Annotated in this window: 25 protein-coding genes and 4 tRNA genes; 12 read left to right on the top strand and 17 right to left on the bottom strand. The window is 63.9% G+C overall.

Features of this window, described 5'->3' with window-relative positions; translation table 11 throughout:
- Positions 1–132 precede the first annotated feature (132 nt).
- The 3 genes from AB3147_RS05240 to AB3147_RS05250 all read left to right on the top strand — a co-directional run bounded on the left by AB3147_RS05240 (position 133) and on the right by AB3147_RS05250 (position 2,979).
- Complete coding sequence (locus tag AB3147_RS05240; protein WP_367351517.1) at positions 133–882, top strand: AzlC family ABC transporter permease; 750 nt, start codon at positions 133–135, stop codon at positions 880–882.
- Positions 879–1,214, top strand: coding sequence for an AzlD domain-containing protein (locus AB3147_RS05245; protein ID WP_175123181.1), 336 nt, complete (start codon positions 879–881; stop codon positions 1,212–1,214). Before AB3147_RS05240 ends, AB3147_RS05245 begins: the two co-directional genes overlap by 4 nt.
- A gap of 283 nt (positions 1,215–1,497) precedes the next feature.
- Positions 1,498–2,979 (top strand): DEAD/DEAH box helicase, encoded by a 1,482-nt coding sequence (locus AB3147_RS05250; protein ID WP_175184116.1) that lies wholly within the window; start codon positions 1,498–1,500, stop codon positions 2,977–2,979.
- A 92-nt stretch (positions 2,980–3,071) separates the two neighbouring features.
- Here the strand turns inward: AB3147_RS05250 and AB3147_RS05255 are convergent, their stop codons facing one another.
- Positions 3,072–3,455 carry a thioredoxin family protein gene (locus AB3147_RS05255; RefSeq protein WP_175123179.1) on the bottom strand — a complete coding sequence of 128 codons (384 nt, stop codon included), beginning with the start codon at positions 3,453–3,455 and terminating at the stop codon, positions 3,072–3,074.
- A gap of 63 nt (positions 3,456–3,518) precedes the next feature.
- On the opposite strand from AB3147_RS05255, the gene AB3147_RS05260 reads away from it, so the two are divergent.
- The 3 genes from AB3147_RS05260 to AB3147_RS05270 all read left to right on the top strand — a co-directional run bounded on the left by AB3147_RS05260 (position 3,519) and on the right by AB3147_RS05270 (position 6,187).
- Positions 3,519–4,328, top strand: coding sequence for an EI24 domain-containing protein (locus AB3147_RS05260; protein ID WP_218344911.1), 810 nt, complete (start codon positions 3,519–3,521; stop codon positions 4,326–4,328).
- Between the two features lie 31 nt (positions 4,329–4,359).
- A complete protein-coding gene (locus AB3147_RS05265; RefSeq protein ID WP_239216271.1) occupies positions 4,360–5,175 on the top strand; it encodes a competence/damage-inducible protein A in 816 nt (271 codons plus the stop codon).
- A 148-nt stretch (positions 5,176–5,323) separates the two neighbouring features.
- Positions 5,324–6,187 (top strand): IclR family transcriptional regulator, encoded by an 864-nt coding sequence (locus AB3147_RS05270; protein WP_175123176.1) that lies wholly within the window; start codon positions 5,324–5,326, stop codon positions 6,185–6,187.
- A gap of 100 nt (positions 6,188–6,287) precedes the next feature.
- On the opposite strand, the gene AB3147_RS05275 is transcribed toward AB3147_RS05270, so the two are convergent.
- Positions 6,288–7,265: a tripartite tricarboxylate transporter substrate binding protein BugD gene (locus AB3147_RS05275; protein WP_056568785.1), complete on the bottom strand. Its 978-nt coding sequence runs from the start codon at positions 7,263–7,265 to the stop codon at positions 6,288–6,290.
- 381 nt (positions 7,266–7,646) lie between these two features.
- Here AB3147_RS05275 and phaP point away from each other — a divergent pair, with 381 nt between their 5' ends.
- Positions 7,647–8,225: a TIGR01841 family phasin gene (gene phaP, locus AB3147_RS05280; RefSeq protein WP_105237564.1), complete on the top strand. Its 579-nt coding sequence runs from the start codon at positions 7,647–7,649 to the stop codon at positions 8,223–8,225.
- A 128-nt stretch (positions 8,226–8,353) separates the two neighbouring features.
- Here phaP and AB3147_RS05285 read toward each other — a convergent pair whose 3' ends face one another.
- The 5 genes from AB3147_RS05285 to AB3147_RS05305 form a co-directional block, all read right to left on the bottom strand.
- Positions 8,354–9,397, bottom strand: coding sequence for a quinone-dependent dihydroorotate dehydrogenase (locus AB3147_RS05285; protein ID WP_218344910.1), 1,044 nt, complete (start codon positions 9,395–9,397; stop codon positions 8,354–8,356).
- Positions 9,398–9,459: 62 nt separating this feature from the next.
- Positions 9,460–10,197: an arginyltransferase gene (locus tag AB3147_RS05290; protein ID WP_175137197.1), complete on the bottom strand. Its 738-nt coding sequence runs from the start codon at positions 10,195–10,197 to the stop codon at positions 9,460–9,462.
- Positions 10,198–10,281: 84 nt separating this feature from the next.
- Positions 10,282–11,052, bottom strand: coding sequence for a leucyl/phenylalanyl-tRNA--protein transferase (gene aat / locus AB3147_RS05295; RefSeq protein ID WP_367351518.1), 771 nt, complete (start codon positions 11,050–11,052; stop codon positions 10,282–10,284).
- Entirely contained in the window at positions 11,049–11,630 is a 582-nt protein-coding gene (locus AB3147_RS05300) for an NUDIX hydrolase (RefSeq protein ID WP_175123172.1), read from the bottom strand. The genes aat and AB3147_RS05300 overlap by 4 nt, the downstream gene beginning before the upstream one ends.
- Before the next feature lie 10 nt (positions 11,631–11,640).
- A complete protein-coding gene (locus AB3147_RS05305; protein WP_246282845.1) occupies positions 11,641–12,573 on the bottom strand; it encodes a LysR family transcriptional regulator in 933 nt (310 codons plus the stop codon).
- A 133-nt stretch (positions 12,574–12,706) separates the two neighbouring features.
- Between AB3147_RS05305 and AB3147_RS05310 the strand changes: the two genes are divergently transcribed.
- Both AB3147_RS05310 and AB3147_RS05315 read left to right on the top strand, forming a co-directional pair.
- The gene (locus tag AB3147_RS05310; RefSeq protein WP_105237569.1) at positions 12,707–13,108 is read left to right on the top strand and encodes a DoxX family protein; all 402 of its coding nucleotides are present in this window, start codon (positions 12,707–12,709) and stop codon (positions 13,106–13,108) included.
- Positions 13,109–13,225: 117 nt separating this feature from the next.
- On the top strand, positions 13,226–13,681 hold the full coding sequence (locus tag AB3147_RS05315) for a nuclear transport factor 2 family protein (RefSeq protein ID WP_239216276.1): 456 nt from the start codon (positions 13,226–13,228) through the stop codon (positions 13,679–13,681).
- Positions 13,682–13,696: 15 nt separating this feature from the next.
- Here AB3147_RS05315 and AB3147_RS05320 read toward each other — a convergent pair whose 3' ends face one another.
- The 6 genes from AB3147_RS05320 to AB3147_RS05345 all read right to left on the bottom strand — a co-directional run bounded on the left by AB3147_RS05320 (position 13,697) and on the right by AB3147_RS05345 (position 15,472).
- Entirely contained in the window at positions 13,697–14,296 is a 600-nt protein-coding gene (locus AB3147_RS05320; protein ID WP_367351519.1) for a DUF2946 family protein, read from the bottom strand.
- A gap of 4 nt (positions 14,297–14,300) precedes the next feature.
- A complete protein-coding gene (locus tag AB3147_RS05325) occupies positions 14,301–14,636 on the bottom strand; it encodes a hypothetical protein (RefSeq protein WP_367351520.1) in 336 nt (111 codons plus the stop codon).
- Between the two features lie 100 nt (positions 14,637–14,736).
- Positions 14,737–14,810, bottom strand: a tRNA-Cys gene (locus AB3147_RS05330).
- A gap of 55 nt (positions 14,811–14,865) precedes the next feature.
- Positions 14,866–14,941: transfer RNA gene (locus tag AB3147_RS05335), tRNA-Gly, on the bottom strand.
- A gap of 155 nt (positions 14,942–15,096) precedes the next feature.
- Positions 15,097–15,172 (bottom strand) — tRNA-Gly (locus AB3147_RS05340).
- A gap of 224 nt (positions 15,173–15,396) precedes the next feature.
- Positions 15,397–15,472, bottom strand: a tRNA-Gly gene (locus AB3147_RS05345).
- Between the two features lie 204 nt (positions 15,473–15,676).
- On the opposite strand from AB3147_RS05345, the gene murB reads away from it, so the two are divergent.
- Complete coding sequence (murB, locus tag AB3147_RS05350) at positions 15,677–16,720, top strand: UDP-N-acetylmuramate dehydrogenase (RefSeq protein ID WP_367351521.1); 1,044 nt, start codon at positions 15,677–15,679, stop codon at positions 16,718–16,720.
- Between the two features lie 125 nt (positions 16,721–16,845).
- Here the strand turns inward: murB and dapB are convergent, their stop codons facing one another.
- Both dapB and AB3147_RS05360 read right to left on the bottom strand, forming a co-directional pair.
- Positions 16,846–17,637, bottom strand: a complete 792-nt coding sequence (gene dapB / locus AB3147_RS05355; protein WP_367351522.1) for a 4-hydroxy-tetrahydrodipicolinate reductase — start codon at positions 17,635–17,637, stop codon at positions 16,846–16,848.
- Between the two features lie 16 nt (positions 17,638–17,653).
- Entirely contained in the window at positions 17,654–18,190 is a 537-nt protein-coding gene (locus AB3147_RS05360) for an outer membrane protein assembly factor BamE (protein ID WP_175137203.1), read from the bottom strand.
- 154 nt (positions 18,191–18,344) lie between these two features.
- Between AB3147_RS05360 and fur the strand changes: the two genes are divergently transcribed.
- Positions 18,345–18,764 (top strand): ferric iron uptake transcriptional regulator, encoded by a 420-nt coding sequence (fur, locus tag AB3147_RS05365; protein ID WP_056321269.1) that lies wholly within the window; start codon positions 18,345–18,347, stop codon positions 18,762–18,764.
- A 136-nt stretch (positions 18,765–18,900) separates the two neighbouring features.
- Here fur and recN read toward each other — a convergent pair whose 3' ends face one another.
- Together recN and AB3147_RS05375 are read right to left on the bottom strand one after the other, a co-directional pair.
- The gene (recN, locus tag AB3147_RS05370; RefSeq protein ID WP_175137204.1) at positions 18,901–20,562 is read right to left on the bottom strand and encodes a DNA repair protein RecN; all 1,662 of its coding nucleotides are present in this window, start codon (positions 20,560–20,562) and stop codon (positions 18,901–18,903) included.
- 13 nt (positions 20,563–20,575) lie between these two features.
- On the bottom strand, positions 20,576–21,475 hold the full coding sequence (locus tag AB3147_RS05375) for an NAD kinase (RefSeq protein WP_367351523.1): 900 nt from the start codon (positions 21,473–21,475) through the stop codon (positions 20,576–20,578).
- 141 nt (positions 21,476–21,616) lie between these two features.
- Here AB3147_RS05375 and hrcA point away from each other — a divergent pair, with 141 nt between their 5' ends.
- The gene (hrcA, locus tag AB3147_RS05380; protein ID WP_062840377.1) at positions 21,617–22,621 is read left to right on the top strand and encodes a heat-inducible transcriptional repressor HrcA; all 1,005 of its coding nucleotides are present in this window, start codon (positions 21,617–21,619) and stop codon (positions 22,619–22,621) included.
- Positions 22,622–22,646 lie beyond the last annotated feature (25 nt).

The following is a 22,646-nucleotide window of genomic DNA, read 5'->3' on the forward strand; positions in this document are numbered from 1 at the left end:
CCAGGCCATGGGGGCCAAGAATCTCGAGGGCGCTATTGTATCAAGCAGCGAGGTTACAATACGGGCCTATTCGCGCAGTTCATTCCCATCGAGTATCCATGTCGTCCTGCCTGAATCGCCAGGGGCCAGCCGTTGTCCTCTGAAACCGCGCTTCCTGAATCCGAAGACCCAGCCCTGGTCCGCCAGGAACGCGTAACCGCCTTCCGTGCCGGCGTCCATGCCATCGTGCCCGCCCTGATCGCCACCGCGACCTGGGGATTGGTCACCGGTGTGGCGATGGTCAAGTCCGGACTGACGGAATCCATGGCGCTCGCCATGACGCTGCTGCTGTACGCCGGCTCGGCCCAGCTCACCTCATTGCCGCTCATCGCCGCGGGCGCGCCGCTCTGGCTGATCTTCGCGGCCGGCTGCGTCGTGAATCTGCGTTTCATCATCTTCGGCGCCGCCCTGCAGCCCTATTTCCGCCACCTGTCGTGGCCCAAGCGACTGGGACTCGGCTATTTCACCACTGACATGGGCTTCGTGCTGTTCATGCCCCGTTTTGGCGACTCGGTCGAACGCGGGACCCGCGAGCAACTCTGGTTCTTCCTCGGTTCCATCGTGCCGGGCTGGCTGGTCTGGCAGTCGTCGTCGATCATCGGCATCTACCTGGGCGCGCAGGTTCCCACCGATTGGTCCCTGGATTTTGCCGCCGTGCTGGCGCTGCTGGCCATCACGGTGCCGCTGGCCAGTTCCAAACCGATGCTGGTGTCGATGCTGGCCGCCGGCATCGTCGCCTGGGTGGGGCAGGCAATGCCCCTGCGCCTCGGGCTGGCTGCGGCGGTGATCTCCGGTGTCATTGCCGGCATGTGGGCCGAACGCTTCTTCAAGGCGCGTCCATGACAAATTGGTCCTGGGAACTCTACGTCTATTCCGCCATCCTGCTGCTTGCCCTGTGCAGCGTATTGACGCGCGCCGGGTTCATGCTGTTTGGCGATTACATTCCGCTGTCCGACAATGTGCGCCGCGCCTTGCGCTACGCACCCGCCGCGGCGCTGACTGCCATCGTGGTTCCCGATCTGCTGCCCTGGAAGGCCGGGCTGGGCCCTGTGTTCGACTACAAACTGGTCGCCGGGCTGGTCGCCATCCTCGTGTTCCTGCGCACCCGCAGCGCGGTGCTCGTGATCGTGGTCGGCATGCTGGTGCTCTGGGGTTTGCGCTGGCTGGCCAGCTGACGGCCACAAATCCAGGGTCACATCGTCCGTCTGATGGACACTCGAGGCACTTTTTTTGCCTCGGTGGGCCGTTGGATCGTGCTGCCGACCGGCCCTCAAACAGACCGTTTGACCGTGTGGTAAGGCGGCTGCGCTAAAATTCATCAATCCACAGCAATCCGGGCCTGGTACTGCCCTCATAAGTATCGAATCCAGCATGGATGCCCCGATGCCTTATGTAGCAGTGCATGCAGCACTCTCGTTTTGTTCTTTTTCACTGGTCCCGGTACTTGCCTAACCCCTGATGACTGAATCCACTCAAACCGCAGCACCCACCGCTGACGCGCCCGCGCCGACGTTCGACGATTTCGGGTTGCACCCCCTGTTGTTGCAGTCCATCGCCGAAACCGGCTACACCACCCCCACGCCCATCCAGGCGCAGGCCATTCCCGTCGTGGTGTCGGGTCGTGACGTCATGGGCGCCGCGCAGACCGGCACCGGCAAGACGGCGGCCTTCACGGTGCCGATCCTGCACCGTCTCATGCCCCTGGCCAACACCAGTGCTTCGCCCGCCCGGCATCCGGTACGCGCGCTGATCCTGGCGCCCACGCGTGAACTGGCGGACCAGGTCTTCGAGAGCGTCAAGCGCTACAGCAAGAAGACGCCGCTGCGCTCGGCCGTCGTGTTCGGTGGCGTGGATATCGGTCCGCAGAAAGAAGCGCTGCGCCGCGGCTGCGAGGTGCTGGTCGCCACGCCGGGCCGCCTGCTCGACCATGTTGAACAAAAGAACGTGAACCTCAGCCAGGTCGGTATCCTGGTGCTGGACGAAGCAGACCGCATGCTCGACATGGGTTTTCTGCCCGATCTCGAACGCATCATCCGGCTGCTGCCCGCGCAGCGCCAGGGCCTCTTGTTCTCGGCCACGTTCAGCAACGAAATCCGCAAGCTGGGCCGTTCGTACCTGAACCAGCCTGTGGAAATCGAAGTGGCGGCGCGCAACGCCACCGCGACGACCATCACCCAGATCGCCTACAAGATGACCAGCGACGCCAAGCGCGCCGCCGTCGTGCATCTGGTGAAGTCCCGCGGCCTGAATCAGGTCATCGTTTTCTCGAACACCAAGATCGGCACCGCGCGTCTGGCGCGCGACCTCGAACGCGACGGCGTCAAGGCTGAATCGATTCACGGCGACAAAACCCAGGCCGACCGCATGAAAGCGTTGGAAGCCTTCAAGGCGGGCGAGCTCGAAGTGCTGGTCGCAACCGACGTGGCCGCGCGCGGCCTGGATGTGGCGGGCGTGCCTTGCGTCATCAACTACGACTTGCCGTACAACGCCGAAGACTACGTGCACCGCATCGGCCGCACGGGCCGCGCGGGTGCGTCGGGCGAAGCCATTGCCCTGTTCACCGCCGATGAAGAGCGTTTCCTGCTCGACATCGAAAAGCTCATCAAGCGCGAAGTGCCCCGTGGCACGCTCGACGTGCCGGCCGATCTGATCGCCCGCAGCCATCGCCGCAGCGACGGTGGTTCGCATTCGCGCGAAGGGCGCGAGAGCAGCCGCGAAAGCCGCGGCGACCGTGGCGATCGCGGCCGTTCTTCGGACCGCCGCTCCAGCCATCATGGCGGCGGCTCGCGCCAACCGGTCGACGACTTCTTCCTGAAGCCTTACGAGCCCTCGACGACTGCCGCGCCGGCCGAAGAACAGGATTCGCGCAGCAATGCCGCGCCGTCGTCGGCGCCCAAGCGCCAGCTTGCCGTCCTGCTCGGCGGCAGCCGCAAGCCCTGATCGCACGCGATACCGGTCGCCGGTCCTCGGACCGCAAAAAAACCCGCAAGGCCTTCAGGCGTTGCGGGTTTTTTGTTGGGCGCGGCGCGATGTCAGGCGGCCAGCATTCGCGGCAGATCGGGCAGGGCGGTGGTCACGGCCGCGCTGTCTTCGTCAAGGCTTTCCAGCAGACGCTCCAGATGGCCGATATGCGGCAGCATGGGGCCGTAGAACACGACACGATCGCCGATCTGCACCAGCAGCGTAGGGAAGTTTTCGACGTCCACGTCGCCCAGCAATTCAGCGTGATCCTCGATGTCGACCCAGGCAAAGACGTGTTGCGGCAAGGCGCCGGCCAGGGCCTGCAATTTGGGCTTGTATTCTTCGCAGGTGTCGCACCAGGCGGCGCAGAAACAGGCGATGAGCCAGGTGTTGGGCGTGGCGCTCAGCCGCGCGCGCAGCGGGGCGAGATCGGTACCAGGAGTAAGCAGAGACATGTGAGCGGATCGGGGCGGGTTTGACTATCATACCCGGGTTGTTCACCCCTCAATTTGATTGCCATGACCGTCCTGCGTACTGATCCGCCCACCCCCGGAAACGGCCGCCTGTCCGGCGCCGGCGCGGGGGCCGTAAGCGTGGGGCAGGCGTTCAAGCGCGCGCTCGTGTCGCAGTGCCACCCGACCATGCTGTTCGCGGTGCTGCTGCCTTTCCTGATCGCCCTTGTTGGCGCCATCCTGCTGCTCTGGTTTTTCTGGACGCCCCTGACCGACTGGTTGCGCACCGAGGTGTCGCAATGGGACATCGTCAATCGCGTCGACCAATGGTTAGTCGCGGTCGGCCTGTTCTCGCTCAAGATCTGGCTGATTCCGGTCATCGCCGCGGCCATCCTGTTGCCGGTGTCCGGCATCCTGGGCCTGGCCATCGCCGCCGTCTTTGTCATGCCGCTGGTGCTGCGTCACGTCGGTCAGCGCGAATACGCCACGGTGGGCCGCCGCGGCAAGTTCTCCACCGCGGTCAGCGTGTGGAACGCCGTGTGGGTGTCCGCGGCGTTCGCCGCGGGGTGGGTGCTGACGCTGCCGCTCTGGCTCGTGCCGCCCATGGCCGTCGTGCTGTCCATCTTCTGGTGGGCCTTCGCGTTCTCGCGGATGATGCGCGTCGACGCGATCGTCGAGCACGCGAGCCCGGATGAACGCAAACTGATCCTCGAACGGAACAACGGCGGCTTCTGGACCATCGGTCTGATTTGCTCGCTACTGAACCTGCTGCCGCCCGCGTGGATTATCCTGCCGGTGTTTTCCGCGCTGGTCTACGCGCACTACGGCCTGGAAGCCCTCAAGCGCCTGCGGCAGGATCGCGTCATCGACGTCTGACCGGCGTCTTTTCTTATCAATGGAATCGGACATGGCTGCAGAACCCACCGCCCGCCGTATCGGCCTCATCATCGTTGGCGATGAAATCCTGTCGGGACGGCGCCAGGACAAGCATTTTTCCAAGATCGTCGAAATGCTGGGCGCGCGCGGCATGCACCTGAGCTGGGCCGAATTCCTGCCTGACGAGCGCGACCGTCTGGTCGACGCCTACAAGCGCAGCTTCGCCAGTGGCGACGTCGTGTTGTCGTGTGGCGGCATCGGCGGCACGCCCGACGACCACACCCGCCAGGCCGCGGCCGCTGCGCTTGGCCTGCCGCTGGCACTGCATCCCGAAGCCGAGGAGGCCATCGCATTGCGCACGCGCGAAATGGCGGAAAAGGGGCAGGGCACCGCCGACATGAGTGCGCCGGAAAACCAGCAGCGGCTGCAGATGGGCATGTTCCCCGAAGGCTGCGAGATCGTCCCCAATCCGTACAACCGGATCCCGGGATTCTTCATCAAGGATCACACCTTCGTGCCGGGCTTTCCCGTCATGGCGTGGCCGATGCTGGAATGGACGTTGGATACCCGCTATCGTGCGCTGCAGCATATTCGTGCCCACGTCGAGCATTCCTTCCTGGTTTTCAGCATGCCCGAATCGCGCATCACGCCGTCGATGGTTACTGTGGAAAGTCGTTGGCCCGACGTCCGCGCATTCAGTCTGCCCAGCGTCGGCGAGGCGGGCGGCACGCCCCACATCGAGCTGGGCGTGAAGGGCGAACCCGAGGCTGCCGCAGCGGCGCTGGAATTCCTGCGCGCCGAAGTCCTGCGCCTGGGCGGCAAGCTGGCGCCCCCGGCGGCGGCCTGATTTGCGCGCCGGCGGGGCACCGCCGGTCGCGCCCGCTGCGCAAATACCATTTGCCAAACCGGCCGGTAAATTTCACAATACGGGATAAGAACTGTTTGCTGCATTGCCGCAACGCGTGTCTTGCGTGGCGGCGCCAGCCCAAAATTCCATGGCCCGTCTTCCCACCCCTCGCAATCCGCTGGACGCCGAAACCGAAGGCGCATCCGCCCATCCGATCGCCATTCAGGTCATCGAACGCGCGATGCGTCTGCTCGACGCCCTGGCCGCGCAACCGGATCCGGTCACGCTCAAAGAACTGTCGGCCACCACCGGTCTGCACGCCTCCACCGCCCACCGCATCCTGAACGACCTGGTTGTCGGCCGCTATGTCGAGCGGGTCGACAACGGGCTGTATCAGCTGGGCATGCGCCTGCTGGAGCTGGGATCGCTGGTCAAGGGCCGTCTGAACGTGCGCGAGGCGGCCATTCCCGCCATGCGGTCGCTGCACAAGCTGACGGGGCAGACCATCAATCTATCCGTCCAGCAGGGCGACGAGATTGTCTACATCGACCGCGCCTGGAGCGAACGCTCCGGCATGCAGGTGGTGCGGGCCATCGGCGGCCGCGCGCCACTGCACCTGACGTCCACCGGCAAACTGTTTCTTTCCACCGGGGACACGCGCCAGGTGCGCGCCTATGCGCTGCGCACGGGACTGGCCGGCCATACGCGCAACAGCCTGACCGATTTGGACAAGCTGGAACGCGAATTGGCCCTGGTGCGCCGCCACGGCTACGCCCGCGACAACGAAGAGCTGGAACTGGGTGTTCGCTGCATCGCGGCCGGCATCTTTGACGACACCGGCAAGCTGGTGGCGGGGCTGTCGATCTCGGCGCCGGCCGAACGGCTGCAGGACGACTGGATCAAGGCGCTGGTCGAAACTGCCGCCAGCATTTCCGAAGCGCTGGGCTACGAACCCTCCGTGTCCTCGGGTTTCAACGGATTGGGTCTGGCGGCCGAAGCCATGCGGCCGTAGCTGCGGCGCACGCCAGAACAGAAAGCCCCCGTGAGGGGGCTTTTTTATGGGCCGTTGCCGCAAGAGGCGCCGCCGAAGCGGGCGGCCTCTTGAAGCGGGCTTATTGCTTCTCGATGCCGGCCTTCTTGAACAGCTCGGCCCATTGCGGGACCTGCTGCTTGACCTTGGCGGTCAGCGCATCGGGGTTGGCTTCCGACGTCAGCACGGTGGCGCCGAGTTGCTTCATGCGCTCCTGGAACTTGGGATCGGCCAGACCGGCCTGCAAGCTCTTGACCAGCTTGTCCACGACAGGCTTGGGCGTGCCCTTCGGCACCCACATGCCATGCCAGATGCCCACTTCAAAGCCCTTGTAGCCGGACTCGTCCATGGTCGGCAGCTTGGGCAGCGTGGGAACGCGCTTCAGGCTGGTCACGGCGTAGGCCTTCACCTTGCCGCCTTCGATCTGCTGCGTGGTGTTGGTGGTCTGGTCGCACATCAGATCGACCTGCTTGCCCAGCAGGTCGTTCATGGCGGGCGCGGTGCCCTTGTACGGGATGGTCAGCAGTTGCACGCCCAGGGCTTCGACCAGCATCGTGCCGCACAGGTGGCTGGCGGCGCCGATGCCCGCGTTGGCGAGCGAGACCTTGTCCTTGTTCTTTTTGACGTAGTCGGCCAGTTCGGCGATGGTGTTGGGCGGGAAGTCCGAGCGGGCGACGATGGTCATGGGCACGTCGACCACCAGGCCGACCGGCTCAAAGCTCGTGAAGGGGTCATACCCCGGATTCTTGTACAGCGACGGGGCGGTCGAGAAGCCGGCGTGCATCAACAGGATGGAATAGCCGTCCGGCTGGGCACGGGCGACCTGAGTGGTGCCGATGGTGCCGCCGGCGCCGCCCTTGTTTTCAACGACGACCGTCTGGCCCAGGCTGGGCCGCATGGCTTCCGCAAGGGAGCGGGCGACGTTGTCCGTCGGGCCGCCTGCCGCGAACGGCACCACCATGTTGATGGGGCGTTCCGGATATTCCGCGTGCGCGGCGCCGGCCGCGAACAGGGCACCGGCCGCGAGCAGGGCCGAAAGCGTGCGGGGAATGAAAGTCATGAGGTCTCCGATTGCAGGGTTTTGCTTGCTGCGATTGGTTATCTTTCGCTGACATATCATTGGTATTTGTCTGTCATCAGCGTGAAAACAGTGTAGAAAAGAATTGATACCGCGTCATGTCCGGTATTTCCCGAGTTCCGGGAATTCGTTGAGCAGAATCAAGCCCCAGCAGGCGGGCGCACCGTTAAAGTGCAAACACTTGTTGCGCCGCACAAAAACTGCTTGACAAGTTTTTTACCCAGTCTAGAATGGCAATTGTGCAGTGCATCAAACGGGCCGGCGGTAGCTTGTAGTACCAGTTTCCGCGCACGTTTCTTATTTCGTCGCAGACAACCATCCTTACTGCCGGACAGCCTCCGGCTACCCTGAGAGGAGCATTCTATGAGCGCAATTCCGCAACAAGTTCTGGACCGTCAAAAGGCCAGCATCAACACCATCGTTGCCGCCCAGACCGCCGTCTTCGCCGGCTTCGAAAAGCTGGTCGAACTGAACCTGAAGGTCGTGAAGGCCACCCTGGACGAAGTCGCCCAGAAGTCGCAGCAAGCCGCTGAAGTCAAGGATCCGCAGGAAGCCGCCGCGTTCGCGACGGGCCTGCTGCAACCGGGCGCCGAAAAGGCCCTGGCCTACACCAAGCACGTGTATGACATCGTTGCCGGCGTGCAAGGCAGCCTGGTCAAGCTGACCGAAGAACAGATCGCCGAAAGCCAGCAACAGCTGAGCGAAGCCGTCGACCAGTTCTCCAAGAACGCCCCGACCGGTTCCGAAAGCGCCGTCGCCCTGATCAAGTCCTCGCTGGCCACCGCGACCAGCGCCTACGATTCGATGACCAAGGCTGCCAAGCAGGCCGCTGAAGTCGCCGAGTCGAACCTGAACGCCGCCGCCAACGCGACCTTCAAGGCCGCCACGGACGCCGCCGACGCCGCGACCAAGGTTGCCGGCCGCAGCCGCCGCAGCGCCTAAGTATTTGGCGCACGGTGCTGCGCAAAGCGCAGTAATGTAGTACTGTTGAGTGACAGAGCAGAGCTGGAATTAGGGCCACCCACAGGGTGGCCCCTTTTTTTGCCTGCGTTTTCTGTCTTTATCGGCTGTCAGCGGGACGCGACGGCGCGCACGCATTCGCCGACCAGCCCGGGGCCACGGTAGATGAGGCCCGTGTAAAGCTGCACCGCGTCGGCGCCGGCTTCCATCTTTTCGCGGGCTTCCCGTCCGGACAGCACGCCGCCCACGCCGATGATGGCCAGGCTATTGCCCAGCCGTTCCTTCAGGCGGCGGATCACCGCCAGCGACAGTTGATGCACGGGCGCGCCGGACAGGCCGCCAGCCTCCTCCGAGTGGGCCTGGCCCTTCACCGCGTCGCGCGACAGCGTGGTGTTGGTGGCGATGACGCCATCGATGCCGTGGCGCGGAAGGATTTCGGCGATGGCGTCGATTTCTTCCTGTGACAGGTCCGGCGCGATCTTCACCGCCATCGGGACCCGGCGCTGGTGCCGGTCTTCCAAGGCGCGGCGCTTGTCGGCCAGCTGCGCGAGCAGCGCAGAAAGCTCGTCGCCGCTTTGCAGCGCACGCAGGTTCTTGGTGTTGGGCGACGAGATATTCACGGTGACGTAGTCGGCATGCGGGTACACGCCGTCCAGGCCGATCAGGTAGTCGTCGGCGGCCCGTTCGATGGGCGTGTCCGCGTTCTTGCCGATGTTCAGCCCCAGGATCCCGCCTTGCTTGCGCCACGAGCTGCGCTGCACGTTGGCAAGAAAGGCGTCGAGCCCCTGATTGTTGAAGCCCAGCCGGTTGATCAGCGCATTGGCGCGCGGCAGGCGGAACATGCGCGGCTTGGGGTTGCCGGGTTGCGCGCGCGGCGTCACCGTGCCGACCTCGATAAAGCCAAAACCCAGGTTGCCCAGCGCGTCGATGTAGGCGCCGTTCTTGTCCAGGCCGGCGGCCAGCCCGATCGGGTTGGCCAGCTGCATCCCCATCAGCGTGCAGGGCGCCTTGGGCTGCGCGTGCATGAGCTTGCGCGTGGCGCCGCATTCATAGGCGCGCTGCAGGCCCGAGAGGGTGACTTCGTGGGCGGTTTCCGCGTCCATGGCGAAGAGCGCCGGGCGGGCCAGGGGATAGGCGTGGAAGAGGATAGACATGGGCCGGGATTGTAGAGCGATTTGCTCCGTCCCCGTCGATTGCAAACGACGCCGCAACAGATTCAGGCGGGCGGGCGCTCGGGACTGTCGCGCCATTCCCCGTCGACCAGGAACTGCGCCGGACGGAAGGCCGATTTGTAGGACATCTTGCGGCTGTCCGCAATCCAGTAGCCCAGATAGAGCCACGGCAGGTTCAGCGCGCGGCACTGTTCTACCTGCCAGAGAATGCTGTACGTGCCCAGGCCATCGGCGATGTCCGGGTCATAGAACGTGTAGACCGACGACAGGCCGTCGTCCAGCACGTCGATGATGGAGACCATCACCAGCACACCCTCGGCGTTGCGGAACTCGACCAGCCGGGTGTTGACGCGGCTGGTCAAGAGGAACTGCGCGTACTGCGTGCGGCTGTCCTCGTCCATGCCGCCGCCCGGATGCCGGCCCTGCTGATACCGGGTATAGAGCCGGTAGTGTTCCGGCGACCATGCCAGCTCCGCGACGAACGACTGCAGATGCTGATGATCGCGCCACGCACGGCGCTGGCTGCGGTTGGGGGCGAATCCGGCCGTATCCACGCGCACGGGAATGCAGGCCTGGCAGTTGTCGCAATGGGGACGGTAGGTAAATAGACCGCTGCGGCGAAAGCCTTGTTCCACCAATTGGGAATACGTGCCCGCGTTGATCAGATGCCCGGGCGCGGCAACCTGCGACCGGGCCTGGCGACCCGGCAGATAGCTGCAGGGGTAGGGGGCGGTTGCGTAAAACTGCAGCGTGGAGAAGGGAAGTTCTTTCAGCTGGCTCATTGGAGCTGGCTCATGGGAGCTGGCGTATCGGATATCCCGCGTATGGGCGGCAAACCCGGCACGGGAGTGGCTCCATATTAACGCTTAACTCGGGCTGCAATCCGTCCCCTCGGGTGTATCCGGATGCAGCTGGCCCCGCGTGTCCAGCCGGCCGCGTGACCACGGAATGCCGGGCTGTTGAGTGGCTTGCCGAACATGCCGCAGAAAGCGTTCCCGTGGCACGGGAGCCGCGCCCATGCTGGCCAGATGCCGCGTCTGCTGCTGGCAATCGATCCATTCGACGCCCTGCGCGTCCAGGTAGCGAACCAGATGCGCGAGCGCGATCTTCGAGGCGTTCGCGACGCGGGTGAACATGGATTCGCCGAAGAACATGCGTCCCAGGCTGATGCCGTACAGTCCGCCCGCCAATTCCCCGTCGATCCAGGTTTCGATGCTGTGCACGACGCCGGCGTCATGCCACTGCCGGTAGGCGTCCTGCATGGCAGCGGTGATCCACGTGCCCGGCTGGCCGTCGCGCGGCGCGGCGCAGGCCGCCATTACCTGGGGAAACACGGTGTCGACCCGCACCTGCACACTGGGTGTGGCTTCGTATTCCCGGGCGGCGATCTGGCGGAGCAGCTTGCGCAGCGAGTGCGACGGCGCAAAGTCCTTTACGGGCAGCACCATGCGCGGGTTCGGACTCCACCAAAGCACGGGCTCGCCTTCCGAGTACCACGGAAAGATGCCGTTGGAATAAGCCTGGGTCAGCCGTTCCGGCGACAGGTCCGCGCCCGCGGCCAGCAGGCCGTCCGGATCCGTCAGCGCGAATTCCGCAGGAGGAAACGGGGTGTCGGCGGCGAGCCAGGGCAGTTTCAACGGTGGGATTCTAGGGTGTAGTGATGCGGGCCGAAGGTGCCGCGTTTGCGGTCCTCGAAGAACAGGCGCAGGGTGCTGGCGACGGTGCGGAAGGCCAGGTCGTCCCAGGGAATTTCGGATTCGTCGTACCAGCGCGCTTCCAGGCTTTCCGGGCCCGGGTCCAGTTCCGGACCCACCGCCTGGGCGAGATAGAACACGTGCACCTGCTCGATCTGCGGGACGTCGATGATGGTGTAGATGTCGCCCAACTGGATTTTGGCGCCCGACTCTTCCAGCGTTTCCCGCGCCGCGCCTTGCGCCGTGCTCTCGCCGAGCTCCATGAAGCCGGCGGGCAGGGTCCACGTGTTGTAGCGGGGTTCGATCGCGCGGCGGCAGAGCAGGATGCGGTTTTCCCAGACGGGCACGGTCCCGACCACCAGCCGCGGATTCTGGTAATGGATCGCCCCGCAGTGATCACAGATGTCACGCTCGCGGTTATCGCCTTCCGGCACGCGGCGGTTTACCGGAGAGCCGCACTGGCTGCAAAAGTGGGAACGGCGCGGGGCGGGGAAGTATTCGAGGGGCGATTTGGCGGTCATGGGTACGATTCTACCGGCTGCGGCGGGTCGTGGCGCGCCGGGCAGGCGGCGTGGGCGCGGGGCTGCCGAACCGCGCTTCCAGGTGTTCGACGAACGACCGGACCTTGGGCGACAGAAAGCGGCGGTGCGGGTAGACGGCGACCATGGAAATCGGCGTGTGGGCATAGCCGGTCAAGAGGGCGGTCAGACGTCCGGCGCGTATGTCATCCCCGACCAGGAATTCCGGCTGCAGGATGATGCCGTGGCCGGCCAGTGCAGCGGTGCGCAGCACGTCGCCGTTATTGGCCCGCAACGCCGCGTTCACGCGCACCAGATGCGTCACGCCGTCCTTCTCGAAATGCCATTCGTTGCCCGTGCTGGCGTAGGCGTAGTGCAGGCAGCGATGCTGCTTCAGGTCTTCAGGCACGGCCGGCGCGCCGTGGCGCTCCAGGTACGACGGCGCTGCGCAGACCAACAGTTGCTGCGGCGCCAGGGGTCTGGCCACCAGCGACGAATCCACCAGCGGGCCGATGCGCACCGCAACGTCGTAGCCGTCCTCGACCAGATCCACCACGCGGTCGTTCAGGTCCAGGTCGATCACCACGTCCGGATAGCGCTGCAGGTATTCGGCGATGGCTGGCCCCAGATGCAGGATGCCAAAGGACACGGGCGCGCTGACCCGCAATCTTCCGCTGGGCCGCTGGCCTTCCGCCTGCAGCGACAGCTCCAGGTCGGCAACTTCCGCCAGAATGGGCCGGACGCGGTCATAGAAGGCGCGTCCGGCGTCCGTCATGCTGAGCTTGCGCGTCGTGCGATTCAGCAGGCGTACGCCGTACTTCTGCTCCAGATAGGCGATCTGCCGCGTCACCACAGATCGCGCCTGGCCCATCTTGTCGGCGGCTGCCGCGAATGAGCCCAGTTCGACGACCTTGGCATAGGTCTGCATGGCCGTATGGGTGTCCAAGATTGTTTCCTATCGAGGAACAATAATTTGCAATTCTGCATGTTTATCTTTGTTTTTGGAATCGCAAGAATACGGCCCATGAAGGATCTGCCTGCTCCGGGCGATTCGCTTTTCTGCACAAGGATGGATTGCAATGATTGATTCCCGTACCGCGCCGTATGCCGCGCTGCTCTTGCGCGTGGCGCTGGGCGTGATGTTCCTGGCCCATGGCCTGACCAAGCTGCTGGTGTTCACGCTGCCCGGCACCGCCCAGTTCTTCGCCAAGATCGGTTTTGCCAGCTGGTTGGCCTATCCGGTCACGTTTTTCGAAGTGGCCGGCGGCATCCTGCTGATCCTGGGCGTGGTGCCGCGCTGGGTCGCTGCGATTGCCGTGGTGCAGCTCTTCGCGGCGTCGACGGTCCATTTTGGCAATGGCTGGGGCTTCGGCAACCCGGGCGGCGGTTGGGAATATCCGATTTTCCTGACCGTGGCGGCTGCCGTCCTGGCGCTGTTGGGCGACGGCAAGTTCGCGCTGGTCAAAAGCGGCCGCCGCTAAGCCATAGCGGCGTCAAGCCACTGAGCGCTACGCGCATCAATCTGTTTACCGGGCCGGACGTGGCCCGCGCGAAGGCGGGGCCATAGAATGGCTTCGCCTTTTTTATCTGGAGTCGATATGTCCCGGCCTATGTTCATGCGCACGTTTGCCGCACTGCTGTTTTCCGTCCTGGCCTGCGCCGCGCAAGCCACGCCCGAACAGGAAGCCGCCAACAAGGCTGCCGTCCTGGCGTTCTATGAAAAAGGCTTGAACCAGAAAGACGCGGACGCCGCGCTCAAGTACGTGGGCGATCGTTATGTGCAGCACAATCCCAACGCGGCCGACGGCCCCGAGGGCTTCCGGCAATTCATCGCATTCCTGCGCGACAAGTATCCCGCCTCGCACAGCGAAATCAAGCGCGTGTTCACGGATGGCGATTACGTCATCCTGCATGTCCACGCCGTGCGCGAGCCGGGTACGCGCGGCAACGCCATCATCGACATCTTTCGCCTGGAAGGCGGCAAGATCGTCGAACATTGGGATGCCGTGCAACCGATTCCCGAGAAGGCCGCCAACAGCAACGGGATGTTCTGAGTTTGCGCTGACCCGTCAGGCCGCGGGGGCGTGCGGGGCGGGGTCAAATCCCAGGCGCGCGGCGATATCTGCCTGCGCGATTGCGTGCAGCGGCGCCGCCGCGTACACGTCAGGCCAGTCGGCTGTCATCGCATCGCTGGTTGCCAGTTCGGCCAGCGCGTCCAGCAGCGGAGCGCCAGCTTGCGTCCGCATCATCTCCAGCAGCGGCTGCAAATCGCGGTCCAGCACGATGCCGGCGCCCATCGGCGTCGATGCGTAGAGCTGGCCTTCATCATCCAGCCACCACGCGCTGACTGCGTCGACGGTCGCATCCGTGTGCGTGATGAGGCCACGATTGTCATCGGCAAGGCGCAACACCAAGGGCGCTGCGTCCAGACGTACGAACACCCGCTGCGGGCCGTTCTGGAAAAACCAGCGGCCGTCATCGTCGCGTTCGTAATTGCGGCTGATGAATTCCAGGATCTGCGTATTGGTGATCGGCTCGCCCGGTCCGCCCTCATTGGCCTGTCCTTGCGGATGAAGGCGCCAGCGGCCGCGCGCATCCAGCGACAGCCATCCGTAGACAGCCGGCACATTCGGCCAGCGGGCGAGGGCGTCCTTTACCGATTGATCCATGGTCTCAGGGGCGGATGACGATCGTGGGCGAGATGACGATGCCAGGTTGCACCGGCATCACGGGCACCGCCACGGGTTGCGGTGCGTAGCCATAAGCATAGTCGTCACGGCATTTGCGCTTTTCGCTGTAGTCGCCGTTGCGCTTCCACTTGCGCTCGACCTTGCAGGCGCCATCCCAATACTTTTCCTTGTACTCGCCGCCCTTGTGGCGGTGGTGATGGTGCTTGTCATGCGCCTCGGCAGCCAGCGGCGCTAGTGCGATCAGCGCGGCGGCGGACAGGCTCAGGAAAGCGGGGCGGGCAATAAAGTGGCGCGGTTGCGATACCGGGATGTTGTGCATGGACTCATCGTTCAAATGAAAACGGGGTCACCATAACAATCATCCGGCTGACCGGGCGTAGGGATGGGTAACGAGATGCTGGGGAGGGGGGAAAAGATGCTGGAGGCGCAAGCCGGAATCGAACCGACGTACACGGATTTGCAATCCGCTGCATAACCACTCTGCCATTGCGCCAGCACTTGCAAGAAAAAAGGAAGCGCGGTGTTGGCCGATGCTTCCTCTTTGTATTTGGAGCGGGAGACGAGTCTCGAACTCGCGACCTCAACCTTGGCAAGGTTGCGCTCTACCAACTGAGCTACTCCCGCGGGGGTACTGCTGGGGTACTGCTGGGTATTACTTATTACTACTAAGCTACAAGCTTTCGCTTGTTCTGATGAATGCCTGTATTGGTATCAGGGCTGTTCACCAAAGACAGCGATTGTACATACTTTTAAGGGTCTTTGCACGGCAGACCGAAATCTGGAGCGGGAGACGAGTCTCGAACTCGCGACCTCAACCTTGGCAAGGTTGCGCTCTACCAACTGAGCTACTCCCGCATTTGCTAATACCCTCATCGCTGGCTGTGCGCTTGAGTCTTCAAGAAGAATCTTCAAGAATCTGGCGGCTGTCCAATCAGCGAGGCGAGAGTATACATTAATTTTTTCATCCATCAAGCCGGCTCGCATGTGCTGCATGAACTGGCTTTTCAGGCATGAAAAAAGGGCCTTTCGGCCCTTGCTTTCAATGATGTGCAGCTTTGAGAAAGCTGCACATCAAAATCTGGAGCGGGAGACGAGTCTCGAACTCGCGACCTCAACCTTGGCAAGGTTGCGCTCTACCAACTGAGCTACTCCCGCATTGGTTCCGCAAACTGCTCAGAACCGCTTTTCTTATTCACTCTGATCAACTTGGTTATCGATCAGAAGGCGCGCAGTCTAGCACGATTTTTTGAGCTTGTCCTGAGCCGCTGTGGCCGTTTCGATTCGAACTTCAAATCGGGTCAAGCACTCAATCAAGTAAACTGAGCGAAGACAGAAACTATAGCACACCACGTAGCACCCATGTCAAATTCCTTCGCCGGACCCGCGTCCGATTCGTTGTCTCCGGCCGTGCAGGACCTTACTCGTCTGAATACGCTGGGACTCGCGTCCCGGGCCGACGCCTTCGTCGCGCTGCGCGATCCGGCGCAATTGCCGGCCTTGTCGGCGCTCGCGCAAGCGGCGCCCTCGCTGCTGGTGTTGGGCGGCGGCAGCAATGTGGTGTTGCCCGAGCGTGTGCCGGGCGTGGTCGCGCGCGTCGCGTTCGAAGGCGTGCGTCTGCTGGAGGCGCGGCCGGACGCATGGATCGTCGAAGCCGCGGGCGGCGAAAGCTGGCACGGATTCGTAGCGGCCTGCGTGGCGCAGGGATGGGACGGCCTGGAGAATCTGGCGTTGATCCCCGGTACCGTCGGCGCCTCGCCGGTGCAGAACATCGGCGCTTACGGCGTCGAGCTGCAGGAGCGGTTCCACAGTCTGACGGCCTGGGATGTGCGCGAGGCACGCTTCGTGGAAATGCGGGCGGCACAGTGCAGGTTTTCATACCGCGACAGCACGTTCAAACATGATGAACCTGGCCGCTGGATCATCGTAAGCGTGCGTTTTGCTTTGCCGCGCCCCTGGCGGCCCGTGCTGGAATATCCCGATCTGCAACGTCATGCGCGGCTGGCGGACGGAGCGCCCAGCGCGCGCGACGTGTTCGAGGCGGTTTGCGAGATCCGGCGAGCCAAGCTGCCGGACCCCGCCGTCACTGGTAATGCGGGCAGCTTCTTCAAGAATCCGATCGTGCCGGCTGCGCAGCGTGAAGCGCTGGCGGCGCGTTTTCCCGGCCTGGTGTCGTATCCGCAGCCCGATGGCCGCTACAAGCTGGCCGCCGGCTGGCTGATCGATCAATGCGGCTGGAAGGGCAAGGCGTTGGGCGCGGCGGGTGTGCATGACCGGCAGGCGCTCGTGCTGATCAATCGAGGCGGCGCCACGGCCGAGGACATCATGGGCCTGGCGCGAGCGGTGCAAGACGCCGTGGCTGACCGTTATGGCGTGCGGCTGGAGCCGGAACCCGTCGTGGTGTGACCGGCCGGACCTGGCTGGCCGCGCCTAGCCGGCCGCGCTTAGCCGGCCGCGCCAAAACAACGGCAAGAACACGGCATGAAAAAAGGACCCCGAGGGGTCCTTTATTTTTAGCGCCGTGAACCGGATCAGAGGCCCAGCACCGACTGCATGTCGTACAGACCGTTGCTCTTGCCGTCGAGGAAGCGCGCCGCGCGCAGCGCGCCTTCCGCGTAGGTGGCCCGGCTGGACGAGCGGTGCGTGATTTCGATGCGCTCGCCGATGCCGCAGAACGACACGGTGTGATCGCCGACGATGTCGCCGCCGCGCAGCACCGAAAAGCCGATGGTGCCGGGTTTGCGCACGCCGGTGTCGCCGTGGCGGCTCCAGGTGGCGACGTCGGGCAGGGCAACGTCCCAGGCGGACGCAATCGTTTCGCCCATCTTCAGCGCCGTGCCCGAAGGCGCGTCGACCTTGTTGCGGTGGTGCGCTTCGAACACTTCGACGTCATAGCCGGCGTTCAGGATGCGGGCCGCCATGTCCAGCAGCTTGAGCGTGGCGTTGACGCCCACGCTCATGTTGGGGGCGAACACGATGGCGGTCTTTTGCGCAGCGACTTCGATTGCGGCGCGGCCATTGTCGTCAAAACCGGTGGTGCCGATGACGGCCTTCACGCCGTGCTTGACGCAGGCTTCCAGGTGCTTGAGCGTGCCTTCCGGGCGGGTGAAGTCGATCAGGCAATCGGCGCCGGCAAGGGCGTCCAGGTCATCCGTGATGGCCACGCCCGTCTGCTTGCCCAACTGGGCGCCGGCATCGCGGCCCAGCAAAGCGGAGCCCGGAACGTCCAGCGCAACAGCCAGCTCCAGGCCGTCGGCCTTCAGAATGGCCTCGATCAGCATCTGGCCCATGCGGCCGTTGGCGCCGGCGATAGCAATACGCATAAAAAAGTCCTTCGGTTTAAAGCAGCGGCTCGGGCGCGTTGCCCGGCTGGCCTGGGTATTGGTTGAGCGGGCTGACGGGCGCATCGGCGTCGCGCTTCTGTTCGTCCTGCTCTTGCTTGATACGCTCTTCGTCCCGATTCAGACGCTTGTCGGCCTTTTCGTCGGCAACGGCATCCGGCGTGTTGATCTGGTAGGGCTGCAGATCAGGCTGCTTGTCGCCTTCCCAGCGCACGAGGCGGTCGTTTTCAAACCAGACGGTGAACTTGCGCTCTTGCGAGTTGCCGTACCCGGGCTTGAAGTAATACGGGTAGTCCCAGCGGTTGGCGTGCAGCACGCTGGTGAGCGTGGGGCTGCCGAGCGCGAAGCGGACTTGTTCGCGGGTCATGCCGGGCTGGAGCAGTGCGACCTGTTCCTGCGTGATCCAGTTACCCTGCTGGACCGGAGCTTTGTAAGGGAAGCCCCATTTGTTTGAGGTGCAGCCCGCCAAGGCGACGGCCAGGGCGGCGACGGCCAAACCGGTCTTCAGAGAGCGGGAGGGAATACGTGCAAACATGGACACTACGCGCCCCTATTATTTGGAAGCAAGCAAAACCGTTATCATAAAGGTTTCATCAGGATAGTTCCGCGAGGCGGCATGAATTCGGCGAGCCGGCTTGCGGTGACCCCAGTCCTTGCCCATGCCAACGCGGACGGAGAGCGATTACACCATGAGCGACCAAAGCGAACTGAAAAACATGGGTTTGAAGGCGACTTTTCCTCGCCTGAAGATTCTTGATATTTTCCGCAAATCGGGTGAACGGCACCTGAGCGCCGAAGACGTCTACCGCGCCCTCATCGGCGAAAACGTCGAAATCGGCCTGGCTACCGTCTATCGCGTGCTGACCCAGTTCGAGCAGGCCGGCATCCTGGCGCGCAGCCAATTCGACAGCGGCAAGGCCGTTTTCGAATTGAACGACGGCGACCACCACGACCACTTGATCTGCACCAATTGCGGCAAGGTTGTCGAGTTCTCGGATCCCGAGATCGAAAAGCGCCAGCAGAAGATCGCCAAGGACAACGCCTTCGCACTGGAAAGCCACGCGATGGTGCTGTACGGCATCTGCGGTAGCTGCCTCAAGGGCCGGTAAGCCAAAGTCGGTAGGCTAGCGGCCGGTCCGTCCGGCTGCTTAGGTGAAAAACAAAGCCCCTTCGATGTGAAGGGGCTTTTTGCATTTGGCCATTGCGTGCGCGTCGGTCGAGGGATGCCCCCACGCGGGGTCAGACTCAGGGCGCAGTCTGCCCGAAGCCTTCCAGCATTTCGCGCGCGTGTTCCCGGGTGGTGGCGGTGAGCTTCATGCCGCCCAGCATGCGCGCGATTTCCTCGACGCGGGCCGGGGCGTCCAGCGGTTCGATGCTGGAGCGCGTGGTGCCGCGCGATTCGGCCTTGCTGACCAGGAACTGGTTGTTGGCGCAGGCAGCAACCTGGGGCAGGTGGGTGACGCACAGCACCTGATGGCGTTCACCCAGCTCGCGCAGCAGCTTGCCGACGGATTCGGCGACAGCGCCGCCCACGCCGCTGTCGACTTCGTCGAAGATCAGCGTGGGGACGCGCGCCGCGCGGCTGGCGATAACCGATAGCGCAAGCGAGATGCGGGACAGTTCGCCGCCCGAAGCGACCTTGGCCAGTGGCCGCGGGGTGGTGCCGGCGTGGCCGGCGACCAGAAATTCGACCTGTTCGCTGCCGTGCGCGGAGGGTGCGGACGGCGCAAGCGCCGGTTCGAAGCGGCCGCCCTGCATTGCGAGCGTCTGCATGGCCTGGGTGACCTGCTTGCCCAGATCCTTGGCAACCTTGCGGCGCGCGGTCGACAGCTTGGCGGCGACTGCGTCGTATTGCGCCTGCGCCGCGGCCGCCTGGGCGCGCAGCGCGTCGATGTCGCCGGCGGCCTGCAGGGCCGCCAGCTCCGCATGCAGGGATTCCCGCAATTCGCACAACGCGTCGGGTTCGGTGCGGAACTTGCGGGCGGTCTCGAACACCAGCCCAAGACGCGCTTCCACGTCCGCAAGCCGCTTCGGATCAAGTTCGACCCGGCTGACATAGTTGTTCAGGTCGGACACGGCTTCGCTGATGGCGATGCGGGCTGATTCCAGTTCGTCATGGACGCCCTTCAGGCCCGGATCGTGCCGCAGCATCTGCTGCAGACGCTGGTTTGCAGCCGTCACCCGGTGATGCGCGGAGTCGCCTTCGCCGTCCAGCGTTTCAAGGATCTGCGAAGCCCCGTCCAGCAGCGATTGCGAATGCGACAGGCGCGTGTGCTCGGATTGCAGGGCTTCCCATTCGTCCGGCCCGAGGTTGAGCTGGTCGAGTTCGTTGACCCGCCATTGCAGGCTTTCGCGTTCCGTCGCGAGGCTTTCCGCGTCTTTTTCAGCGGATTCCAATTGGCGCGCCAGTGCGCGCCATTGCTTCCATGCCTGGCCGACCGCCTGACGCAGATCGCCATGGCCGCCGTGCGCGTCCAGCAGGTCGCGCTGGGCATCGGGACGCATCAGACTTTGGTGCGCGTGCTGGCCGTGGATGTCGACCAGGCTGTCGCCGAGTTCGCGCAGCTGCGCCACGGTGGCCGGTGTGCCGTTGATGTAAGCGCGGCTGCGGCCTTGCGCATCGATGACACGCCGCAGCGAGAGTTCGTCGTCGGCGTCGATCTCGCGTTCGGCCAGCCACGCATGCAGGGCCTTGGGGGTGTCGAAGACGGCGGTGATGTCAGCGCGGGTCGCGCCTTCGCGCAGCATGCTGGCGTCGCCGCGCTCGCCAAGGGTCAGGGCCAGCGCATCGACCAGGATGGATTTGCCGGCGCCGGTTTCGCCGGAAAAGACGGTAAAGCCGGGACCGAAATGGATTTCGGTCTGTTCGACGATGACGAAGTCGCGGATGTGCAGGGTGCGCAGCATGTGGGGGCGCTAACTACTCTACGTTGTCGGAGGCTTCGGGCATCAGGTTCCAGTGCAGCTTGCGGCGCAGGGTGGAGAAGAAGCTATAGCCTTCGGGATGCACGAATCGGATGGTGTAGGGCGCGCGCTGCACGACGATGCGGTCGCCCGGTTGCAGGTCGGACCAGGTCTGCATGTCGAAATGCACACTGGCGCCGACTTCGACGCGGCCCATGGCAGTGAGCGTCATGTTGAGCACACCGGTGTCCGGGATGACGATGGGGCGGTTCGACAGCGTTTGCGGCGCCACCGGCACCAGCACCATGGCGTTCATGCCCGGATGCAGAATGGGGCCGTTGGCCGACAGCGCATAGGCGGTGGACCCGGTGGGCGTGGCGATGATCAGGCCGTCGGCACGCTGCGTATACATGAAGGCGCCGTCCAATTCGACCCGGACCTCGATCATGCCGCCGCGTCCCGCACGGTTCAGGACCACGTCGTTCAGCGCCGAGGCGGAGTACATCTTTTGATCGCCGCGCCACACGCTGCCTTCGAGCAGCATGCGGTCTTCGATCTGGAAGCTGCCCTCGAGCACCCGGGCAAGCGCTGCGTGCGCGTCCTGCAAGGCGATGTCGGTGATGAAGCCCAGGCGCCCGTGGTTGATGCCGACCAGCGGCATGCCATACGGCGCGAGATGGCGGCTGGCGCCCAGCACGGTGCCGTCGCCGCCCATGACCACGGCCAGCGAGGCGGTCTTGCCGATTTCCTCGAGCGTGGCGATGGGATATTCGGTCAGCCCGGTATTGCGCGCCGTGTCCGCGTCGATCAACACTTGCCGGCCCGCTTGCGTCAGCGCGTGCGCAAGGGCTCTCAGCGGTGTGTCCAGGCCGGTGTCCTGGTATCTGCCGATCAGGGCGACGGTGGGAAAGTGCATGGCTGCGTACAAATGAAAAGGGGCAAAACCGTAAAGCTGAATGTACCCAGAATGGGCCAATTAGCCGATTATATGGGGCCGTATATCGGGTTGCGGGACAAAAATCGCCCCAACCGAAAAAGATTCCCTAAAATAGCCGCTATGGATGACCGCGCACGCGCATTACTGAAAGCGTTGATAGAACGCTACATCGCCGATGGGCAGCCAGTCGGCTCGCGGACGCTATCTAAAGTCTTCGACTTGTCCCCAGCCACCATCCGCAACGTCATGGCGGACCTGGAAGAGCTGGGGTTGATCCATAGTCCGCATACTTCCGCCGGCCGTGTACCCACGCCGCGCGGATACCGCATGTTCGTCGATTCGCTGCTGTCGGTACAGTCGTACCAGCTTCAGCCGCACAACATGGGCGAAATGCTCTCTGCCGCCGAACCCACCCGCGCCGTCAATGCGGCCGCCGCGTTGCTGTCGAATCTGACGCAATTCGCGGGCGTGGTGCTCACGCCCAAGCGGGCCCAGGTGTTTCGTCAGATCGAATTCATCCGCCTGTCCGACAAGCGCGTCCTGTTGATCATCGTGACGCCCGATGGCGACGTCCAGAACCGCATTCTCTTCGTCCAGCGGGATTACGCTGAATCCGAACTGCTGGAGGCCGGCAACTTCTTCAACATGCACTTCGCCGGCAAATCGTTCAATGCCGTGCGCCAGACGCTCTCGACCGAGCTGGCCCAGTTGCGCGAAGACATCTCGCGCCTCATGCAGGCCGCCGTCGAGGCCAGCGCCGAAGCCGCCGAGGACGGCGACGCCGTGGTCATTTCCGGCGAGCGCAAGCTGCTGGACGTGACCGACATCGCGTCCGACATGGACCGGTTGCGCAAGATGTTTTCGTTGTTCGAGAAAAAGACCGACCTGCTGCAGTTGCTGGATGTCTCCAGCCGGGCGCAGGGCGTGCAGATCTACATCGGTGGCGATTCGCAACTGGTGCCCCTGGAAGACGTTTCCGTCATCACCGCGCCGTATGGCGTGGATGGCAAGGTGGTGGGCACGCTGGGCGTCATCGGTCCGACCCGCATGGCCTACGAGCGCGTCATACCCATCGTGGACATCACGGCGCGCCTGCTGTCCAACGCCCTCAGCCACAACCAGTAGTTCCATTCAAAGCTACATCCTCCTT

The organism is Achromobacter animicus (genome assembly GCF_040775605.1).
Taxonomy (GTDB): Bacteria; Pseudomonadota; Gammaproteobacteria; order Burkholderiales; family Burkholderiaceae_B; genus Achromobacter; species Achromobacter animicus.

Bases quoted from the DNA above. Each gene is read 5' to 3' on its own strand.
- AB3147_RS05250 (WP_175184116.1), top strand. From the start codon at position 1,498: ATGACTGAATCCACTCAAACCGCAGCACCCACCGCTGACGCGCCCGCG.
- fur (WP_056321269.1), top strand. From the start codon at position 18,345: ATGAGCGACCAAAGCGAACTGAAAAACATGGGTTTGAAGGCGACTTTT.
- AB3147_RS05360 (WP_175137203.1), bottom strand. From the start codon at position 18,190: ATGTTTGCACGTATTCCCTCCCGCTCTCTGAAGACCGGTTTGGCCGTC.
- AB3147_RS05255 (WP_175123179.1), bottom strand. From the start codon at position 3,455: ATGTCTCTGCTTACTCCTGGTACCGATCTCGCCCCGCTGCGCGCGCGG.
- AB3147_RS05265 (WP_239216271.1), top strand. From the start codon at position 4,360: ATGGCTGCAGAACCCACCGCCCGCCGTATCGGCCTCATCATCGTTGGC.
- AB3147_RS05275 (WP_056568785.1), bottom strand. From the start codon at position 7,265: ATGACTTTCATTCCCCGCACGCTTTCGGCCCTGCTCGCGGCCGGTGCC.
- AB3147_RS05320 (WP_367351519.1), bottom strand. From the start codon at position 14,296: ATGGATCAATCGGTAAAGGACGCCCTCGCCCGCTGGCCGAATGTGCCG.
- phaP (WP_105237564.1), top strand. From the start codon at position 7,647: ATGAGCGCAATTCCGCAACAAGTTCTGGACCGTCAAAAGGCCAGCATC.
- AB3147_RS05300 (WP_175123172.1), bottom strand. From the start codon at position 11,630: ATGACCGCCAAATCGCCCCTCGAATACTTCCCCGCCCCGCGCCGTTCC.
- murB (WP_367351521.1), top strand. From the start codon at position 15,677: ATGTCAAATTCCTTCGCCGGACCCGCGTCCGATTCGTTGTCTCCGGCC.
- dapB (WP_367351522.1), bottom strand. From the start codon at position 17,637: ATGCGTATTGCTATCGCCGGCGCCAACGGCCGCATGGGCCAGATGCTG.
- AB3147_RS05375 (WP_367351523.1), bottom strand. From the start codon at position 21,475: ATGCACTTTCCCACCGTCGCCCTGATCGGCAGATACCAGGACACCGGC.
- AB3147_RS05270 (WP_175123176.1), top strand. From the start codon at position 5,324: ATGGCCCGTCTTCCCACCCCTCGCAATCCGCTGGACGCCGAAACCGAA.
- AB3147_RS05285 (WP_218344910.1), bottom strand. From the start codon at position 9,397: ATGTCTATCCTCTTCCACGCCTATCCCCTGGCCCGCCCGGCGCTCTTC.
- AB3147_RS05260 (WP_218344911.1), top strand. From the start codon at position 3,519: ATGACCGTCCTGCGTACTGATCCGCCCACCCCCGGAAACGGCCGCCTG.
- AB3147_RS05325 (WP_367351520.1), bottom strand. From the start codon at position 14,636: ATGCACAACATCCCGGTATCGCAACCGCGCCACTTTATTGCCCGCCCC.
- recN (WP_175137204.1), bottom strand. From the start codon at position 20,562: ATGCTGCGCACCCTGCACATCCGCGACTTCGTCATCGTCGAACAGACC.
- AB3147_RS05290 (WP_175137197.1), bottom strand. From the start codon at position 10,197: ATGAGCCAGCTGAAAGAACTTCCCTTCTCCACGCTGCAGTTTTACGCA.
- hrcA (WP_062840377.1), top strand. From the start codon at position 21,617: ATGGATGACCGCGCACGCGCATTACTGAAAGCGTTGATAGAACGCTAC.
- AB3147_RS05245 (WP_175123181.1), top strand. From the start codon at position 879: ATGACAAATTGGTCCTGGGAACTCTACGTCTATTCCGCCATCCTGCTG.
- AB3147_RS05315 (WP_239216276.1), top strand. From the start codon at position 13,226: ATGTCCCGGCCTATGTTCATGCGCACGTTTGCCGCACTGCTGTTTTCC.
- AB3147_RS05310 (WP_105237569.1), top strand. From the start codon at position 12,707: ATGATTGATTCCCGTACCGCGCCGTATGCCGCGCTGCTCTTGCGCGTG.